Genomic DNA, 18470 nt, shown 5'->3' with positions numbered 1-18470 from the left:
CTACAACTCATTCTGTCTTTTAATAAATGTATGTAATTGCTCTAGGAAATTATCTGAAGTGAGCTCACCAACAAGCAATAATTTATTACCATCAAGTTCTTTAGTTGGATGGTTATATTGTGCAAAATGGTTTGCAATAACTTCGGCGTTGACACCTGTTCCTCCCATCCTTTTCCCGCGATGTAAAAGAAAAACTTTATCACCTTTAGCAGCAAACAATCCTTGCGTTTTACGCTCTCCATATAAAGGAACATTAACTTCACAAGTCGTAGACATTCCTTGGAAAGGTTTTTCAATTCCAAATGTATTCCAATATTTATAATCTGGATGAAATAATTTTTTGTAATAGTACCATATGTTCATACTACTATTCCAAAGAAGTGTTGCATTTGGTTCATACCCTCCAGGATATACAAATCTATCTAATGTAATCTCTTCAAATTTTCCTTCTTTCAGTTTTTGTTTTAATAGCAATTGACATAGTGAAATTTCATCATTACTAGTTATTAGTCTCAAAATTATCCCCCCTTAGATCTATTCAATTTTAAATATGTAAAAACAACCCCTTTTATTCATAAATCTAGAATTTTTGTAGTATACGTTTATTAGCACATATGTACTAGCTCAAAAAAACGAGGAGGGTTAATATGGAAAATATAGGTGATTTCGAAAAGTTTATTACAGATGATCCAGCAAATTGGCAGTTAAGAGAGAAATACAATACACATCTTTACAAATTAGAGCGGGATGAGGAAATTACTATAGGAGACTATATTCAGCGGGTAGAGAAAAACACTAGAGAATTTTTAAAAATAGAACTTAACCATAAAATTGCAAAACAAACGCTTGCATATATCCTAAAAAAGAAGCTTGGAGTAGTTACCTCAGAAAGTAAATTACATATTTACCGAGAGCTCGTCATACTTTCTAATAGTAAAACAGTGGAAAATGAATATATCAAATACCTATATACTAATTTAAATGTTAATACTAATAACCATCGCCTAGAGATGATCACTTTAATATTACAAACAGAAAACTTTCCTGAATACTTCTTATCGGTGTTCGATCAACCGAAAAATTGTTGCGATAAAGCGACCAAAAATGAAAATGAACTTATGCAAATAGAAGTGATATTAAGGAGACTTCATAAGTTAAACTTACATGTGAAATATAGTGACACACTTGCAATGTTACTTTACAATCGCATAGACTTTTCATGTACATTAACATTGCAAGACTATGAAAATATTCAAGTATCCTTATCCGAAGTGAATAAGATCTACTCAAGCAATAAGCAAATTAAAAACAAATACATCGAATTTATGCAGTCGATGGAACAGTTTGTTTTATCGGATGTTTCTAACGAAGAACAGCTAGTTTATTTGCTCGTATCAATATATCAAACGCTATTTAAACTTCAACCAGAAAACGAAGAAGTAATTGATAAATTTGAAAAAGCATTATTACAAAACATTTCTATCATCGAGCGGAATTTTCGCGGAATTTCCGCCACCAAACATAAATTAAATATCTATAAAAAACTTATAAATTGTCGACCGGAAAATGGTAACTATAGAAGGCAATATCAAGACCTAATATTGCAGTCCGGCAGAATGTCGAAATCTTACAACAATTTTCATTCAGCACACAATCAGTTTGATAGTCTACTTGCTGATCGTACGTTATCAATTAGAGACAGAGCGAAAGCGAACTATTATAAAGGATTAGCATATATGCAAGAACAAAAATGGAACGATGCGTACCAATGTTTTAATATCGCCACTAGGGATTTATCTGGTTTATATGAAGAATTACAATTTGAATTTTATTTAGCATATGCTATTTGTTGTATGCACAACAATAAACATGATAAAGCACATTCAATATTACATACGATGCGCAATAAGGATCGCGAGAGAACCTATATTAAAGAAACTGAATTTGTGAATATGTACATTAATTTATTCAGTAATATTAAAAAATTTAATCTTTTTGAAGCTTCTAAAAATGAAAACAAAAAAATTACACCGCAAGAGTTAGATAGATTATTAGATAGCACACTAGACGCAAATTCGACTATACTCATTCTCGACCGAAGAAATGAATCCTTACCTATTCTTTACGGTCCAAAAGGAAATGTAACTTTAAATCCAATAGCTGCATCAGTTTTAAGTTACATCATGCACTTACGTTATCCAGTTCCAGGGAGAATTATCTTGGAAAACACAGGTACAGCAGATAAGCAACACAGACCATTTTTCCAAGAAATAAATAGGAAAATAAAAGAAGTTCTTCCAAACCAAGAAGAGTATTCTGGCAAACTAGCTAATTATTCCGCTCCGAATGGCTACTTATGGCAATACCCACATCCAGCGTATGTTATTGAAGAGGAGTAAACCAACTTAATCGTACTACTACTGTCGGCCCATGAAAATGGGCCTTTTTTGTTTTCCTAAGTATGATCTGTTGCCGTAAGCTCTGCTCCTACACCCCAAGAATATTGGTATTAATGTCTTTAAAAAAAACATTAAAGGAGCGGGTATTATGGAAAGAAGCTTAGTTTATTATCTTGATCAATATAAACGAAATCCAAATTGGGTATTAAATTATTTAATAACTTTCCGTCAAGGGAAGTTATTTTTAAATGAGCCAACAATACAACGCACTTCCAAAGATTATCTAGCTTTAAATTCTGCAACTGAGGCTTCACAAAAACAAGTAATTAATACACTGCATTTTACGTTCGAATCTTTAAAAAATCAGAGCGAATCATTAACACATCATGAAATTGCAAAAACTTTTGAAGAAAACTTAAAGAATAATAAAAGTTAATTAAATATTTTAACAGTAGCAGTTTTCTTCCTGCTACTGTTTCATTCCTTTTGATAGATCATTAGTGTATGACAAATTCCTACGCCCCCTTCATAACGTATGAAGTGTAGTAAATCTTTAATCAGGAGTGATTCAATGGGAAAAGTAATTATTTGGTCGGCTAAGCAATATAAGCGGACAGGTAATAAAAGCTTACTTAACAACGTATATGAATTCCGAAATGGACGGTACATTATTAAAGATCCTACCATTCGCACTTTAGCTAATAAACATAAGGCACAATATAGATTAATGCTTGGTAAATCATGTGATTTCATTCACATTCTAGCTATTAATAGTACTTTTGAATCTATTAAAAATGAATCAGGAAACAAACGCATTACTTTAAGAAAAATTGTCAGTTACTTTAACATGCACCTTTTCCGCCGAACGAACAAACTTAAAAATGCTAAAAATCCTCAGTAACATGACTGCTGTTAATCCAGTGTAAGGCGTTTCCCTACACCACCTCTTTATATTAAGAAGTGTACATCACTAAAAAATATAAAGAGGTGTGTTTTATGGGCGAAAAAAATTTAACATTTTATATCAATGAATTTTTAGTTGGTAATGAGGTCGCTTTAGAACAACTCGTTACTACCCGCTTCATGAAATTTCACATAAAAGAACCTATCCTCCACTCTATCTCCCAACAATTTATCTTGCGCCATTGTTCTCTCCTTGGTAGAGAACAGTGCGAAAAATTAGTGAAATATTCTATTCGTGATTTATTTCTTCTATTAGATCGTAGTGAACTACAAATCGATGAAGGAGGATTTATCGATCTATTTCAAAGAAAGCTGAACTATCATATCTCGGATTATTACATGTATTAACAGTAGTAGATCTTTCTACTACTGTTTTTTACTAGATTCTTCACTTAAACCGGAGTTCATGTCCGCATATTCACAAACAAATTAGACCGTAGAGCGTTTCCCTACACCCCAAAAATACATTGTTCATTGTAACTAACTTAAGGGAGATGATTGTATTGACTAAGAAAATTTTCAATCCGAATTTACCAAATAACACTTCCATAAATAATTCTCGTTTTGACAGAAGCTTACGCACATATATTGAGCAATATCGTAGAGGCGGTAGCACTTGGGTAACTAACCACTTAATCCGCTTCCGTAGTAATGGCACACTTTTTATAAACGAACCTACACTTCAAGAAATCAACAAACAATTTATTACTCAATTTGCTTCGGCTTTAGGTAAAGATGACTGTTACTCTTTCATCATGGAAGTGTTATTAGATACTTTTGAACACCTCGGAAGAAGTAATATCTCTTTTACTCACCAGCAAGTTACTAAAATTTTCATTTCGAAAATAAACAAACGATTAGAAAAAGCGTCACAACTTAATAATCAATAGTTTGCCAGAATATGAGGTGTAGGTTAACCTCCTACACCTCTTTCTTATCATTAGAAATGTACTACTTAACTTAATAAAATGTAAAAGGAGTTGCTTATTTTGAATAAAAACACGTTAGTATTTGCAAAAAATGATTGGCACGAGCCACTTACAAACGGAAAGCATATCGATTATTACGGAGAAGAATATGTCGTCATCGATGAAAGTTATACAAATAACTACGGAACGTTTGTCCTACTACAATCTACTTCACCATTTGAAGACGATACTAGTCTTTGGACAGTAACGAAAGGTATTGAAGCTCACCCTAATAACCGATATGAATTTATAAAAGCAATCTCTGTTCCAACATTCCCAAACCAAATGCAAGCTGTCGGTTACCTTTTAAAAGATAAGCAAAGTGGTGAAAGCAAAGCCTATTCTTATCGTGAAGCATTTCGAATCATTCATCAAAACGGAGCTACAAATGCATACGCAACAACAAGCCGCCTGAAAAATTTCACTACACAATTAATTGACACCATCGACTGCCTCCCTGCAATGGATAGTACATTTTGGAAAGTGCCCGCTTATAACGACAACGGCGAACCTTACTCAGTCTTCACTCCTGCACTAGAAAAAGAACTTAAGCAACGAATCAACACCACAATTAATATGAGAATTGGTCAGCGAGTTAGAAAACTAAAATCACAAATCACTACTTCCTATACTAATGAAGAAATAACTAAACTTAATGAGCTAATCAAAACAGCAAATAAAATTACAGTCTTATCAGGCGCAGGAATTAGCACACTAAGCGGCATTCCAGATTATCGCTCTATGCTTGAAGGTATTTGGCGTAAAGATCCAGACCTTATCAAACAATTAAACCAAGCTAAGTTTGAAAACAGCCCAGCTTCCTTTTGGCAAACTTTTCATCAACTAATTCAAAACATCACAAACGGTATTGTCCCTTTTGAAAATCATAAAAATTCATTACAAATGACCATTGAAGCAATGAAACCAAACATTGCACATGAACTTTTTGCAAAATTAGAAACACATGGAAAAGACGTTACAATCATCACCCAAAACGTCGACCATTTACACTCTAAAGCAGGTAGTAAACACGTATTCGAAATTCATGGAAACTTTTATAAATATTTCTGCCCGACGTGCATGTCCAAGTACACGTTCGAATATATCTTAAAAGATAAACTTCCAAAATGTGGTTGCGGGGCAATCATACGACCTGATCTAGTCTTTTTCGGTGACGAAGTCCAACACTTGAGTGATGCAATGGCTCGGGCAAAAAACTCCGACTTATTTATCGTTATCGGTTCGTCATTGAATGTCTCTCCTATTAATCAACTACCTCACTTTATAAATCAGTACACAAATGCTAAATCAGTTATCATCAATGGCCATAAAACACAACTAGATAACCAATTTGATCTAGTTATTAATGGAGATATTGAGGATATATGTAAAAATATTTCCTTGTCCTAGAACTTAGCAATTATGGTAAGGCGAGCTAAAGCTTGCCTTGCCATACAAAAACAACTCTTTGAAAGGGGATTTAAAATTGACTTTATATACTGGGATGGAAGAATTAATACCAATAGAATTTGAACATCTCTATCTTCCAGCGAAACATTATATTATCGCCGGAAAGAATAATAAGTTTGGCGTCTTAAATTATAACAATGAAGTAATTGTTCCATTTGAATATGAGCATATATTAATGAACATTCCGAACACTTCATTAGAATATATGGTTGCTCGAAAAGGCGAAAAGTACGGTGTTATAAGTTATAAAGGCGAAGTTTTGCTTCCTTTCATTTATGAAGAAGCTCATACAGAAGAGGACTTTGATAATCTCATTCTAGTAAAAGTTGATAATAAATGGGGCTACATTAATTTAAAGCAAGAAGAAGTTATTCCCCCAATATATGATGAATTTTTTGAATCACTATTTCCTAAGGAACACGGAAGAATAGCTACAAAGAACGGTAAACAGGGAATTATTTCTGCAGAAAATAAAGTTATTATACCTTTTGAATATGAGGAAATACAATTTTATTCCGATAAGTACTTAGTAGTGAAGAAAAATAATAAATGGGGCTTAATCGATAAAATAGGGGAAGTCGTTATTCCTGCTAAGTATGATGCAGTAAAATACCACCCCAAAGCTAGCACCTTTGTTGTAAAACAGAACGAAAAGTGGTTCCATATTAACCAAAACGGTGAAGTTAAATCAGCAGTGACAACGGATGATTCGTCAAATCAAAAGACAGCTAAAGTTAGCTACTCCCCAGTTATTAAAGCTTATTTAAGTCGTACAGGCAAGATCAAAATATCTTTACTAGATAAGTTAAAAAGTCGATTGAAGAATCAAGTGCAAGTTTTTTCTTTTAATAATAGATATGGCCTTCTAAATCAGAAAGGTCAAATCATTGTTCAACCTAACTATGCTGCTATTACCTACAAACATTATTTGCTACATGACATTGCAAGAGTTATCATTCGCGAAAACGGAAAAGACAAATATGGTTTGATTCGACTCATTAAATAATTTAAAGGAGGTGTTTAAATGCTAATTCCATGTCAGGAATGTCGAACTGAATATGCAAAAGATTGGACTTGGTTTGTATGTGATACTTGTGGAAAGCGAATTTGTCACCAATGTTTAGCAACCGTTGGCTATAAGTGCAATGACTGTGCGTTTGGGTATTTTAAAGATAAAAATTAAGGGGGCACGCAGATGACAAAGCCAATTACAAAAGAAGAGTATAAGAAGCTTTTATCGTTTGTAGGTTATGGTAACTTACATGAAGCAAATATAATAGTTTTCGGAAATGAAGAAGGTACAGGAGGCCGTGGAGTACGAGAAAATATTAACGTTCGCAACTTATTCTATGGAACAGAAAATGGCGAGTATGAATATTGCCTCGATAATCAAAACTGGGAGAATGGATTTTGGGAACCAAATACGCTAGATAGACAGAGTACTAGAGATAGTTATTTAAATCCAGACAATCCAACCTTAAATAAATCTAATTCTCCATTTAACCAAACTGTCGCCCGGATTTGTCTTGCATCGGAAAATTCTGACAAGGATATAGATTACTGGTTTCAAAAATTTGATGATAATCAAGATGCTAAAAAAATAATAAAAGACTATGTTAGAAACTCGCTATATAGGACAAAAAGTGGCATACAAACCTATTTAGTCGACTGGGGACCATTACCTCGCCCAAATCAAGATTGGTGGGGAGAAGAATATTTTTCTATTAGTGAAAATAAAAATAACAATTATATTAAAGCTTTTGACTTTAAAAACATAGATACCTCAGATCATTCCTTCAGTGACTTTGCTTCAGATGTGGAACACAGATTAGATCTTCTAAGAAATACAATTACTAACATTCCATCAAACATACTTATTTGCCTAGGTGGCGCAAATGGATTTAAGAAGACTGCACTACAGAGAATGTTTAGTTTAAAAGACTCTCAATTCACCCCTTTAGAAATAGAAATTGAAAGCGAAAAAAATCTAAGCTCATATCATTCAATAGCGACACTCCCCAATAAAGAATTACACATCTTTATGCTGCCATTTCCGGCTGCAGGTAAGGTGTTTGAAAACGGAAACGTCATGATGTCATTTTATAAACAATTCACTCAAAAATATCTTTTTCCACTTTTTAATTAAAATGAACAGGAGTTGAAAGAATGGCAAGAACAATTTTAAAAGTATTAGATGATTTCTATGACAAAGATATAAAAGTTGGAGATAAAGTTTCGCTCTTCTTCTATAGAGTTAAAATTTTAGATATGGAATATAAGAATGAATATGGAACATTTATTAAATGTAAGGTTTTACCCGATAAGTTATGGGATGAGGTCTTGGACAATATAGATGAGTCTTCGGACAGTTTTGAAGAAAGACTTATGAACTACGATTATGAAGATGAGTCATTCGACGATTTAGAAGATGAAAGCAGTTCAGCTTCCCCTAATGAATATGAAACAAAAGCAAAGATTCAGCCACATCCTAATAACCCATTAGAAATTGTTGGAACAATTCATATTCCTGGATATCGAAACCTTTTAGGTGGGATGGGATTCTATGTGAAAAATATTGAAACAGAAGAAATTAAGGGATATTCCTTCGGGGAAACTTCATGGCTCATACAAAAGTATGGTGCTACAAACGCATATGCTTATGGAAACTTAATTGATACTATTGATGAACTCCCTTCATTAGACAGTCAACATTGGAAAGTAGCCGCTTATACCGATACCGGAGAGTTATTTGCCCCATTAACTGATCGAGCAAAATTAGAACTAAAGGAAGGTTTTAAGTATGCTGTTGAAAGTAAGACTAGGGAATATGCAAGTCAATTTAGTAAAAATAATAATTATAGAGAACTCGATTCCAACGCGTTAGAAGAAGTAATTTCTGCAATAAATACTGCAAAAAATATTGTAATTTTAACAGGGGCAGGAATTAGCACGATGAGCGGCATACCTGATTATCGTTCAACTGTAGAAAGCATGTGGAGCAGACAACCAGAGTACATTGATAAATTAAGCGAAAACACATTCAATGAAGACCCAGTATTATTTTGGAAACATTTTTATGATCTATTGAAAACAACGTTACACCCAATTATGCCTTTTCAAAACCACGAAAGTTTATTAGCTGCCATGGAAGGTATTAGCCCGAATGATGCACACCGATTTTTTCGCTTCTTAGAAAAAGACCTCAGTAAAAACATTTCAATTATCACACAAAACGTCGATGGGTTACACAATAAAGCAGGTAATAAAGATATCATTGAATTTCACGGAAGAATAAAAGAGTGCATCTGTCCACAATGTAAAAAGATTTATCTAATGGTAGATGTCCTCAAGGAAAATGAAACTCCTGTTTGTAATTGTGGAGAAATTTTACGCCCTAATGTTGTATTCTTTGGTGACGAGGTTAAATCTCCTGAATCTGCTGAAGAAAAAGTGAAAAATGCCGACCTTATCTTAGTAGCAGGAACATCTTTGCAAGTACATCCATTTAATGCACTTCTGCTAAGTAAGCGCAATGATGCTAAACTCCTTCTTTTAAACAATGAAAATACTAATTATTCGCAAGCCTTTGATGTTCACCTTAAAGGAAACGTCTCAACAGTATGTAGGTATTTAAGAAATGAAATGGCTAACGAAGATTAAACTAACTATCCTTTATGCTAGTACCAAGAATTTTTATCCTCTTGGTGCTAGTTCATTATGAGAATTGTTAGTTAGTCTAATATCATTAGAAAGGTCTGACTACTATTTGAGGTATGAAGTAAAAAATATTATTACCTATTGGCGAAAATCTGTCCAAAGCAATGAGAAGGTTGGATTGGTTTTACACGATAATATTGAGCAAAAATTCTACGCATTTACTGAGGCAGAGGCGTGGGATTTAATCCATAAATTCAAATGTATAAATGCGAAAGCAATAGTAAAAAATCTCGATTCATTTAAGAAAAAAGAAATCGAACCTCTCGATAGTTCATATCTACCCTTTTATCATACAGCTTGGCACATTCCTATCGACAAACTACCTAATGATGTCAAAGCTAGTAGTGCTTTTCAAGCGAATATTGACAGGTTACTTAACAACGAGATCCAACATCATGTAAACAAAAAAATGAGGCAGTGGAAACGAAAAAACAAAGACTTTATTTTTAACTTTCAAAAGAAAAACTACTATTTGAAAAATTGTATCGATGTCGCGCAACTACTAGGAAAAGCTAAAAAGATCGTTGTCTTAACTGGCCCTGACATTTGGAAAGAGACATCGCTTCCTGTTTACGACATATCAAAAATGACCAACCCTTCCTTTCAATCTATTAAGCAACTATTTGAAAACTACATTTCTTTTCAAGACGAACGTGTAGTTCAGCATGTCATGGACTTGATTGAGCCTACTCCAGCGCATCAATTTATTGCTAATTTAGAAGAAAAAGCAGCTGTTACTGTTTTCACTGAATGCGCTGATGACTTTCATGAAAAAGCGGGTAGCACAAACGTGCATCATTTAACTCCAAACGTCTACAAATGGCAATGTAAAGCTTGCCTTTCTTCAGTCCAATTAAATGAGTTAATCCAAAAAGGAAACACTAGATGTACAAAACCTAACTGCCAGGGTGAACTAACCTATGAAAATAATAAAACAAAAGTGATAGAAATGCAGAAAGTGATCATTCAAGAGGCAGATATTATTCTCTTTTTTGGTAAATCGAATCACGAAAAAATGATTACCTTAAATAAGGAAGTAACGAAAGTATTGTTTAGTAATGACGCTAAAACCGCAACCGATTATGAAATGGATATTAATATAGCTGGTCCATTTTCAATGGTGTTACCTGAAGTAGATAGTCATATTGTTAAAAAGGGCCGTTCTTTGTGTGATGTCTGTCACACTAGAGTTTCGGCAGGTGCATTTTCCTCTACGTTTGCTCCTGTTACGGTAAGCATTTGCGTCACCTGTTCAGCTAGAGGAGCTCAACCTTATGGTGTACTTGTCACATATTATGCTATTAGAAAACATGATTGGGGTAGTTATAATCCATCTCCTAAAATTCAATATATTACCAAAGCAACATTAAAAACTTGCAATATTACGAAAGAGCAATTTGAAAAGGACGTTGATGAAAGAGTTAAAATAATGAGCCAAAAACAAATAAAATGATAAATCTACATTTTATGATAACGAAACCATAATGAGCCCAGTTCCATTTTCCTAAAAAGTATACCTACGTACATTGTAGAACAGTAAACCATTTGCAATCTTATCACAACGAAGCTTTCGTTTATTTAGGTGCTGTTGACCAGAACGATCAGCAGTTCTTGACTTTTATAAAAGATAAACTGTTAGAAGCATATGAAATTTATTATTTAGGTAGGTATTAAATTAAGTAGGAAGGCTTGAGATTATTTATGCTCGAGCCTTTTTATAAGTAACTAATTGCCTGCCACAACACTAAACTATTTAGTAATAGTTGTCAGATATAGGACATAATAATAAAGAAAAAGTGAAATTTTTAATAAAAGTATTCCATGGTGGAAAATTACTTCATTTTTAGCCCCAGCATGTAATTCGACATTTGTTAGAAACAGGGTCATTTTTGGTCGAATTTCCGTCGAAGTAGCACGAAATTTGAGGAATTTTGGAAGGTGGAAAATTTTAGTTTACATAATATATTTTTGAAAAACGGAAAAAATCCGCACCATGTAATTTGGCTCTTGAAAGCCTTGGGGCAGTAAGGTAAAATATGGGTACAGTAGAAATGAATATGACTCGTCCAGAGTATTAACACACATCAAAGTCGCGACGGTGATGTGAAGTACGAATTACAGTAGAAATGAATATGACTCGTCCAGAGTATTAACACTCTCCTTTCCGACGCATGTTACGACGTCGGAGTGGAAGAGTAGAAATGAATATGACTCGTCCAGAGTATTAACACTTCATCAAAGATATTCACTTTATTGATGATATTTCTGTAGAAATGAATATGACTCGTCCAGAGTATTAACACACCCCTTTGTTATAGAGCAGACTTTTACGGACTAGTGTAGAAATGAACTTGACTCGTCCAGAGTATTTTCATCTGTGTGATCTATTTCCTTACTTCAAAAAACAAAACCCAGCGCAAACTCTTTAACATAAAAGAGTTTACTCTGGGTTTTTAGTTTGACTAATTCCGAGAAGTGACAGATACCTTAATCAAAAATACTTTGAAATCTTATTTGATCCTCTAACTCTTCAAGTTGTTCCTCGGTAAATTTCGGCTCAATTCCTTTATGCCGTTTGTCCAAATGATCAATCATTGTTGCTAGCCAGCTGATTTCATATACCTTAATAAACTTCGGTGCATTAAGGTCGATTAACTGGTTCGTACGAAGATAACGGTTTTCCGCCATTCTCCATGTATGGAATTTCTCATCAAATTCAGAATCACTTTCATTAATTGAGAGTCTAGACATATAAATACTTTTATTGATTGCATTAAGAGTTGATTGTATATCTTGATTGTCATCTTTTTCTACCATATCAAATTCATTAATAACATTTGCTGAAGTTTTCCTTGTAAATTAATTCTTTTTCGGTAAATCCGCATAAATCCCCAAACATAAACCTTGAGCTTGAACTTGTTTTACAACATCCGCCCATAAATCTTTTGCTTTTTCATTCTCAATCTCTGTTTTCTTGAACCCCATTGATAAGTTATCAGTAATATAGTCATTAATTTTAATGCTAGGTCTTGCAAACCCTACTGAATTATCATCATACTTTTTACAAGGAAAGAAGCTATACATTCCTTTATATTTGTCACGCTCGCTAAAACTAACCCCTTTGTAGAGACGGAATGACAAATCTCCGGAACAAATTAAGCCACCATTGTACAACTCTTCCTCTCTATCAGACTCCCGCTCTTTTGGTATGTTACAAGAAAGCTGAGTTTGGGCATCGGCAGTATCAGATGTATATAAACTAGGATATAAAGGTAGTATTGTAGTTTCAAAATATGTTTGTGAAACATTTGCCTTAATATCACTCACTATGTTTTTACTGTTGTAATCAGTAAAGTTTTCTCCAACAACAAAAACTGTATCTAAAATAAAGTCATTGTTCTTTCGAGAACCAAATAATATAATTGATCCTGGCGCTAAATGCCTAACACTCGTTGAACGAAATTTACCTTTATACTTCTTATACTGCCGACAACATGTGTAGTAAAAATTCTCTCCAAATACAAAAGGGTCCGTATTTTGTAACCCCTCATAAGAGTCAGGTAAAGAATAATATGGTTCATAAAGATACTCTGGCTCGCTGGTATTTGAACGGCTTAGTTGCTCAATTAAAAATGCTTGCGCTTCCCATTCTCCCCAAAATTGCAAAAGATCTTCTTTCACTTCACCATTTTCTATATAACGCCCTTTACTACGCATAAATTTACGCTTATGTGGACTTTTGTTCCACTTTTCACCTGTATTAGGCTTATGTTCTACTCCCGGATGCATGAATTGCACAAATAATTGCTTGTTCTCACTCAACCTTTTCTCCCCCTTTATACTCATTACTTAATAGCTCTAGCGCACATTGTCCAATTTCATATTTTTGCTTACTAGAAAAGTTTTGATATGGCAAAAAACTCCTTTTGAAGTGATAAATTATAAGAGGTTTATCTTTTTCACTAAGGTAATATACTTTTTCTCTTTGTCTATCCTCATTGATTACTGCTCCATCTGCCATTATTTCTTTTTTGTATAATACTTCTCTGTCTTCATATTCACCGAACAAACTTTTAAAGTCAGTTTCAATAACGGACTCCATGTCCCTTCTTTTTAAATCTAATAAAATTACATCTGGTTTTAAGATTTGAACTAACTTTTTCCACAAATTCCTTCCTGCTCTTTTTAACTCACTTTGCTCTCTAGTAGTAAGTTGTCCAAAAACAGGATCTGTAGGTAAGATAGAAAAAATATCCGTTTGAATTACTGTATTTTTAGGCTTTCCCTTTCTATTAACCTGACAATTTCTTAATACTTTACATTGATAGTCATCCCAATAACTACTGTTCATTCCATTTAAGATTGGCTCATAAGAATAAAACCAATTTAATGGCCTTATACGAAAGTAATTATTTAATGATTTAAGGTAAGTTTCGCTAGCTTCACTCTTTGATTGAATATCCTTAAACGTTAGATTTTCTGCAGTTGGAAATCTCATAAAGGACTGAACGTTTTTCTCTGGTTTATGTGGGAACTCGTTTCTTGAAGGGTTAACGCCTACTGTAATGATTTTAACTTCTGACTGTAGATACTTCTGAAGATCACCAAAATATAAAATTGGCATGGATTGAGGCATGCTTTCTGTTGCAATAATTCCTTTTAACCGTTCACTTGTTAGTGCATTTTTGTATGTATCCCAAGATTCTCTTACTAACTCATCTAACTTTAACTTAATTCTATCCTCCATAAATTCTCCTTCCATAACTTTATTACTAGTAACTTCTATTTACATATGTTTGTCTTGTTTCATTTATACCTTTAGCCTAGTAAAAACGTTATATAAGGGCTAGATACCACTAAAATGCAACATTTTTTCATCTATGGACACATTAATATTGAAGGAATTGAATATAAATGGATTACATGGTGGAAAATTGCTTCATTTTAAGCCTTAGCATGTAATTTGACATTTGCTAAAAGTAGGGTAGTTTTTGGTCGAATTCTTGTCGAAGCGGCACGAAATGTGAGGAATTTTGAAAGGTGAAAAAATTTAGTTTACATAATATTTTTTTGAAAAACGGAAAAAATCCGCACCATGTAATTTGGCTCTTGAAAGCCTTGGGGCAGTAAGGTAAAATATGGGTACAGTAGAAATGAACTTGACTCGTCCAGAGTATTAACACATCGTATTCATGTGAACCCCTCCGAAATTTTTATTTGATGTAGAAATGAACTTGACTCGTCCAGAGTATTAACACAATGAAACATGAAATCATCTCCTTTTTTTGGGTTTAGTAGATATGAACTTGACTCGTCCAGAGTATTAACACCGCCTAACACTTCTGCTAAAGCAGCGTCATAGCGTTTTGTAGAAATGAACTTGACTCGTCCAGAGTATTAACACTTTAATACAACACGACTTTTTTTCTTCATCGCTTGTGTAGAAATGTACTTGACTCGTCCAGAGTATTAACACACCTTCGTCAAGAGTCATTCCCGATGTAGTTTGATAAGGTAGAAATGTACTTGACTCGTCCAGAGTATTAACACGCGTTCTTTTTAGAACTACCTTCTTCGACCGTGCGGTACCCAAGTAGAAATGAACTTGACTCGTACAGAGTATTAACACACTAACTGGAAGATCGCTTGGATTCCTTGGTTATTCATGTAGAAATGAACTTGACTCTCCAGAGTATTTTCATCTACGCTTATACAAAAACAAAACCAGCGCAAACTTAGATGTTTGTGCTGGTTTTTTGATTTGATTAAATCCGGAAAGTAACTGGCATTAAAGGCTATATTATTTATCCTTTCCCCGTGGAATTTGCCCGAATAAGTGCTGGTCTTTAATTACTTTCGTTGGTTTTTCACCTGCAGTAAGGCAATCTAAATATTTCATGTGCAGATATAAACTATTCCTATTACGATCCTGCCATATATGAGAATTTTCTTGCAGCATACTTTCTGTAAAACTTTTACCAGCTTCACTTTTCGCCTTAAAGTTATTTTGAACCATATACATTCTATATTCGGGCATACTTTTTAAACAAATTGCATTTTCCTCTTCACTCCATCGTTTCGCCAAATTGTTCAACCCCTTTTAAAAATTTAATTTCTAATACATTTCTAATGATACTTCGGGCATGTAGAATCATTTCCTACACCCCTATATACCAACATACTTAAGGGCTTAATATCGGTAATAAGAAAAAATAGCTTTTATCACACTGTCTGGAATGCGCGACTAACATGCGATTTATCTGACCTTATCCAGAAATTGACTTACATCCATCAAGCCACTACTTCCCTCTCCTTCACTTGTACTTAAATGTTGTATAATAGATTACAAGGAAGAATTTAACACTATTTTAATAGAAGAAAGCAGGGGGAAAATGAAACGGATCATTTATTTCATTTGTATTGTTTTTTTACTTTCGGCGTGTACGGAAGAAGCAACACCAGTTCCTACTCAGAATGGTAAAAGTGGTGGAAAAGAACCTGTGGTAAAAGAACCCGCGGCGAAAAGCGAGACGTTAGCTGGAAAGTTATATTTTATGAAGGATAATTTCATTTTTTCAGCAAATACAGACGGCACAGGTATAACGCAAATAAGCACGACTGGTGAGAGTGAAAAACCAGACGCCAATCCTAGTGTTTCACTGGATGGAAAATACATAACGTATAGTAATAATAAAACAAAAATTTATATGATAGCATCAGCTGGTGGCGAGGAAAAATTAGTTGCAAATCAATGGTTCGCTGACCACCCTGTCTTTTCACCTGATGCAGCAATGGTCACATTCGATATGGAATCTTACGGTATGACGATTGCTACTGCTCATACGGAAAGTGGAGATTTCGGCAAAACGTACGATAGCATTTATCCTAGAAGTTGGCCACATTGGTCACCTACTACAAAAACTGTTATTGCAACGCAAATTAGTAATAATGGCGAGTATTTTAAATTAATAACGATTGATTTGGATACTAAGGACGCCGAAATTCTAATTGACGATCCAAACGTTGACTATTTCTTTGCAACTTATAACTACGATGGGGATAAAATTGCTGTAATACGTGCTCCTACTGGAACCGAAGATTATAGTTTGTGGATTATGAATGCTGACGGATCAAATGGAAAAGAGTTAGTGACCGACGTTACGATGGCAAGACCTGCATGGGCGCCAGATGGAAAGCATATCGCTTTCGAGAAAGATAATTCAATATTTATCATGCCTGTAGATGGTGGCGATGCTAAAGAAGTTATTAAAGGCGGAACTGCACCTGCTTGGGGAAAATAAATAAAAAAACTCCGTTAGCCAGCAAATGGACAACGGAGTTTTTTTCTGCAAATTTTGGGAAACTTCTTCGGGAAGTGACTGGCACCACCGATCATCATCAACAGGTGATAATGATTTGTCATTAAGCAATAACACGGTAACTCAAATGGAATTCTAGTATGAATTTTCATTAGCATATAAAAGAAAGTTTTATAATCTCCTACATCTAAAAAGAGAGCTTCACGTCGATTACCACGGCTAACAATGTGATAAAAGAACGCTGGATTCCAGCTACGCGGCTTTCGCCCCATGACTCTTCTCCCTCCTTTGTTCTGAAGAAATAGTTCAAGCAATCATCTATTTCCCTTAAACCTACTTTTTGAAACTTTTTGGGGTAACAGACATAAAAAATACAGCCTCACTCCGGACTGGTTCTTTATTTTATTCGTTCGACAAATCTCGGGAAGTGACAGGCACCACTTATGGGGTTTCCCTCCTTTTAACAACCTGCTTACATACTGGACATGGTAATTGCATTGGATTGTGGAATATTTGCACATCGTCAATTCCACAGTTATTACACAAAACTGCGTGAATCGGCTTGTCTAACTTTTTATCATAAATCACTATTTGTTCAGCACTATGTTTACAATGAGTACATATGACTAAACTTTTACGGCATTTTATTTCTTCCTCTAGGATTTCTCCATTTACAAAGCGATGATAAACACTTCTCCATTCATTCAATGCGTGATGATTTGTAGCTAATTGAAGCTCCTTTTCTAATTTCTGATAAATTGTCCTTTTCCTTTTTGAAATTAACGAAATCCACTCTTCTTGCCAGCCACAGTCACACCGAAAATAATATATGGTTAAAGCCATTAAGGCTTCACCTCCTAATTTAAAATTTTCAATATTATCTACATATATATTATCTATAATACAGGTACTCTCCTACACTATTGAAGAAATAACAACTACTTATAATTTGTAATTCCTTCTATTTAAAATTTATATGATGACAGGTACTATTAAAGCTACTTCACGTTTAATATAAGGAACTTTATACCTAGACAAAGAAGCGCAAGCCTCTTAAGATAAAAGAGCTTGCGCTTGTTTTTGGTTCAACTTAATCATGGAAATCACAATATGAAACCTAAGCTTCAACCGATGGAGAAATTGAACTTACATCTTCAACTTTCAAAAAAGATGTAACGAGTAAACCTATCGCAGACAGAAACGTTAAGTATCCTCCATAAGCTAAAAATGTGAAAATAGGAGCTCCATCCCTTGCCATACTCACTGCAACTAAACATATTAATAAAGTAAATATTCCAGCTATCATGCTCCAAACACGAGATTTCGCTGTAATCAAAGAAATTACTGCTAAGACAGGAATAAGGTAAAGAACATAAAAGATATTAGCAAAGGAATCTAGCATTACTACGAGTTCAGATGTGAAAACTTCTACAAGCTTAAACCCGGAAATATTAGCATCTGTAATTAAAAAATCCATTGAAAACCAAGGTAAGAAAAAAGACAATAATAATAGTGCAGATAAACCCATTTTTACATTTTTAATCATACAATCTCTCCCATCTTTCACCTTATTTGCAATGTGCGTTTCATAAATTTTAACTTTCTCTCATGCTTTTCTTTTTATTTTCTACTGA

Annotated in this window: 20 protein-coding genes and 1 CRISPR repeat array; of the genes, 12 read left to right on the top strand and 8 right to left on the bottom strand. The window is 34.0% G+C overall.

Translation table 11 applies throughout. The annotated features are described in order from the left end of the window. Complete coding sequence (locus CIB95_RS11895; RefSeq protein ID WP_094925464.1) at nucleotides 1-516, bottom strand: hypothetical protein; 516 nt, start codon at nucleotides 514-516, stop codon at nucleotides 1-3. A 131-nt stretch (nucleotides 517-647) separates the two neighbouring features. On the opposite strand from CIB95_RS11895, the gene CIB95_RS11890 reads away from it, so the two are divergent. The 11 genes from CIB95_RS11890 (at nucleotide 648) to CIB95_RS11845 (ending at nucleotide 10970) form a co-directional block, all read left to right on the top strand. Continuing rightward, nucleotides 648-2399: a hypothetical protein gene (locus CIB95_RS11890; protein ID WP_094925462.1), complete on the top strand. Its 1752-nt coding sequence runs from the start codon at nucleotides 648-650 to the stop codon at nucleotides 2397-2399. 148 nt (nucleotides 2400-2547) lie between these two features. After that, nucleotides 2548-2835 carry a hypothetical protein gene (locus tag CIB95_RS11885; RefSeq protein WP_094925460.1) on the top strand — a complete coding sequence of 96 codons (288 nt, stop codon included), beginning with the start codon at nucleotides 2548-2550 and terminating at the stop codon, nucleotides 2833-2835. 135 nt (nucleotides 2836-2970) lie between these two features. Next, a complete protein-coding gene (locus CIB95_RS11880) occupies nucleotides 2971-3300 on the top strand; it encodes a hypothetical protein (protein ID WP_094925458.1) in 330 nt (109 codons plus the stop codon). 95 nt (nucleotides 3301-3395) lie between these two features. Then, the gene (locus CIB95_RS11875; RefSeq protein ID WP_094925456.1) at nucleotides 3396-3710 is read left to right on the top strand and encodes a hypothetical protein; all 315 of its coding nucleotides are present in this window, start codon (nucleotides 3396-3398) and stop codon (nucleotides 3708-3710) included. A gap of 155 nt (nucleotides 3711-3865) precedes the next feature. Continuing rightward, complete coding sequence (locus tag CIB95_RS11870; protein ID WP_094925454.1) at nucleotides 3866-4252, top strand: hypothetical protein; 387 nt, start codon at nucleotides 3866-3868, stop codon at nucleotides 4250-4252. 99 nt (nucleotides 4253-4351) lie between these two features. Then, nucleotides 4352-5740, top strand: coding sequence for an SIR2 family NAD-dependent protein deacylase (locus CIB95_RS11865; RefSeq protein WP_094925452.1), 1389 nt, complete (start codon nucleotides 4352-4354; stop codon nucleotides 5738-5740). Between the two features lie 76 nt (nucleotides 5741-5816). Beyond that, entirely contained in the window at nucleotides 5817-6806 is a 990-nt protein-coding gene (locus tag CIB95_RS11860; RefSeq protein WP_094925450.1) for a WG repeat-containing protein, read from the top strand. An 18-nt stretch (nucleotides 6807-6824) separates the two neighbouring features. Beyond that, complete coding sequence (locus CIB95_RS16215) at nucleotides 6825-6983, top strand: hypothetical protein (RefSeq protein ID WP_158217616.1); 159 nt, start codon at nucleotides 6825-6827, stop codon at nucleotides 6981-6983. Nucleotides 6984-6995: 12 nt separating this feature from the next. After that, nucleotides 6996-7946 carry a hypothetical protein gene (locus CIB95_RS11855; protein WP_094925448.1) on the top strand — a complete coding sequence of 317 codons (951 nt, stop codon included), beginning with the start codon at nucleotides 6996-6998 and terminating at the stop codon, nucleotides 7944-7946. 20 nt (nucleotides 7947-7966) lie between these two features. Next, the gene (locus tag CIB95_RS11850) at nucleotides 7967-9460 is read left to right on the top strand and encodes a Sir2 family NAD-dependent protein deacetylase (protein ID WP_094925446.1); all 1494 of its coding nucleotides are present in this window, start codon (nucleotides 7967-7969) and stop codon (nucleotides 9458-9460) included. 175 nt (nucleotides 9461-9635) lie between these two features. After that, nucleotides 9636-10970, top strand: coding sequence for a Sir2 family NAD-dependent protein deacetylase (locus tag CIB95_RS11845; RefSeq protein ID WP_094925444.1), 1335 nt, complete (start codon nucleotides 9636-9638; stop codon nucleotides 10968-10970). A 592-nt stretch (nucleotides 10971-11562) separates the two neighbouring features. After that, nucleotides 11563-11892: direct repeats of the CRISPR family, unit length 36 nt; unit sequence GTAGAAATGAATATGACTCGTCCAGAGTATTAACAC. A 112-nt stretch (nucleotides 11893-12004) separates the two neighbouring features. Here CIB95_RS11845 and CIB95_RS11840 read toward each other — a convergent pair. The 4 genes from CIB95_RS11840 to CIB95_RS11825 all read right to left on the bottom strand — a co-directional run bounded on the left by CIB95_RS11840 (nucleotide 12005) and on the right by CIB95_RS11825 (nucleotide 15602). Beyond that, a complete protein-coding gene (locus tag CIB95_RS11840) occupies nucleotides 12005-12268 on the bottom strand; it encodes a hypothetical protein (protein ID WP_142296504.1) in 264 nt (87 codons plus the stop codon). A gap of 108 nt (nucleotides 12269-12376) precedes the next feature. Further along, nucleotides 12377-13339 carry a hypothetical protein gene (locus CIB95_RS11835; RefSeq protein ID WP_094925440.1) on the bottom strand — a complete coding sequence of 321 codons (963 nt, stop codon included), beginning with the start codon at nucleotides 13337-13339 and terminating at the stop codon, nucleotides 12377-12379. Continuing rightward, nucleotides 13332-14264 carry a hypothetical protein gene (locus tag CIB95_RS11830; RefSeq protein WP_094925438.1) on the bottom strand — a complete coding sequence of 311 codons (933 nt, stop codon included), beginning with the start codon at nucleotides 14262-14264 and terminating at the stop codon, nucleotides 13332-13334. The genes CIB95_RS11835 and CIB95_RS11830 overlap by 8 nt, the downstream gene beginning before the upstream one ends. A gap of 1053 nt (nucleotides 14265-15317) precedes the next feature. Continuing rightward, a complete protein-coding gene (locus CIB95_RS11825; protein ID WP_094925436.1) occupies nucleotides 15318-15602 on the bottom strand; it encodes a hypothetical protein in 285 nt (94 codons plus the stop codon). A 307-nt stretch (nucleotides 15603-15909) separates the two neighbouring features. On the opposite strand from CIB95_RS11825, the gene CIB95_RS11820 reads away from it, so the two are divergent. Continuing rightward, nucleotides 15910-16818 carry a lipoprotein gene (locus tag CIB95_RS11820; protein ID WP_094925434.1) on the top strand — a complete coding sequence of 303 codons (909 nt, stop codon included), beginning with the start codon at nucleotides 15910-15912 and terminating at the stop codon, nucleotides 16816-16818. A gap of 14 nt (nucleotides 16819-16832) precedes the next feature. Here the strand turns inward: CIB95_RS11820 and CIB95_RS11815 are convergent, their stop codons facing one another. The 3 genes from CIB95_RS11815 to CIB95_RS11805 all read right to left on the bottom strand — a co-directional run bounded on the left by CIB95_RS11815 (nucleotide 16833) and on the right by CIB95_RS11805 (nucleotide 18382). Further along, nucleotides 16833-17108, bottom strand: a complete 276-nt coding sequence (locus CIB95_RS11815; RefSeq protein WP_094925432.1) for a transposase — start codon at nucleotides 17106-17108, stop codon at nucleotides 16833-16835. Nucleotides 17109-17277: 169 nt separating this feature from the next. Further along, nucleotides 17278-17679, bottom strand: a complete 402-nt coding sequence (locus tag CIB95_RS11810) for a hypothetical protein (RefSeq protein ID WP_094925430.1) — start codon at nucleotides 17677-17679, stop codon at nucleotides 17278-17280. 274 nt (nucleotides 17680-17953) lie between these two features. Then, a complete protein-coding gene (locus tag CIB95_RS11805; RefSeq protein ID WP_094925428.1) occupies nucleotides 17954-18382 on the bottom strand; it encodes a hypothetical protein in 429 nt (142 codons plus the stop codon). Nucleotides 18383-18470: the final 88 nt, after the last annotated feature.

Origin of the sequence: Lottiidibacillus patelloidae (assembly GCF_002262935.1) — a bacterium.
Classification (GTDB): Bacteria; Bacillota; Bacilli; order Bacillales; family SA5d-4; genus Lottiidibacillus; species Lottiidibacillus patelloidae.
This window is presented reverse-complemented; position numbering and strand designations above follow the sequence as displayed.

Bases quoted from the DNA above. Each gene is read 5' to 3' on its own strand.
- CIB95_RS11810 (WP_094925430.1), bottom strand. From the start codon at position 17,679: ATGGCTTTAACCATATATTATTTTCGGTGTGACTGTGGCTGGCAAGAA.
- CIB95_RS11890 (WP_094925462.1), top strand. From the start codon at position 648: ATGGAAAATATAGGTGATTTCGAAAAGTTTATTACAGATGATCCAGCA.
- CIB95_RS11855 (WP_094925448.1), top strand. From the start codon at position 6,996: ATGACAAAGCCAATTACAAAAGAAGAGTATAAGAAGCTTTTATCGTTT.
- CIB95_RS11815 (WP_094925432.1), bottom strand. From the start codon at position 17,108: ATGGGGCGAAAGCCGCGTAGCTGGAATCCAGCGTTCTTTTATCACATT.
- CIB95_RS11885 (WP_094925460.1), top strand. From the start codon at position 2,548: ATGGAAAGAAGCTTAGTTTATTATCTTGATCAATATAAACGAAATCCA.
- CIB95_RS11805 (WP_094925428.1), bottom strand. From the start codon at position 18,382: ATGATTAAAAATGTAAAAATGGGTTTATCTGCACTATTATTATTGTCT.
- CIB95_RS11850 (WP_094925446.1), top strand. From the start codon at position 7,967: ATGGCAAGAACAATTTTAAAAGTATTAGATGATTTCTATGACAAAGAT.
- CIB95_RS16215 (WP_158217616.1), top strand. From the start codon at position 6,825: ATGCTAATTCCATGTCAGGAATGTCGAACTGAATATGCAAAAGATTGG.
- CIB95_RS11880 (WP_094925458.1), top strand. From the start codon at position 2,971: ATGGGAAAAGTAATTATTTGGTCGGCTAAGCAATATAAGCGGACAGGT.
- CIB95_RS11820 (WP_094925434.1), top strand. From the start codon at position 15,910: ATGAAACGGATCATTTATTTCATTTGTATTGTTTTTTTACTTTCGGCG.
- CIB95_RS11830 (WP_094925438.1), bottom strand. From the start codon at position 14,264: ATGGAGGATAGAATTAAGTTAAAGTTAGATGAGTTAGTAAGAGAATCT.
- CIB95_RS11840 (WP_142296504.1), bottom strand. From the start codon at position 12,268: ATGTCTAGACTCTCAATTAATGAAAGTGATTCTGAATTTGATGAGAAA.
- CIB95_RS11875 (WP_094925456.1), top strand. From the start codon at position 3,396: ATGGGCGAAAAAAATTTAACATTTTATATCAATGAATTTTTAGTTGGT.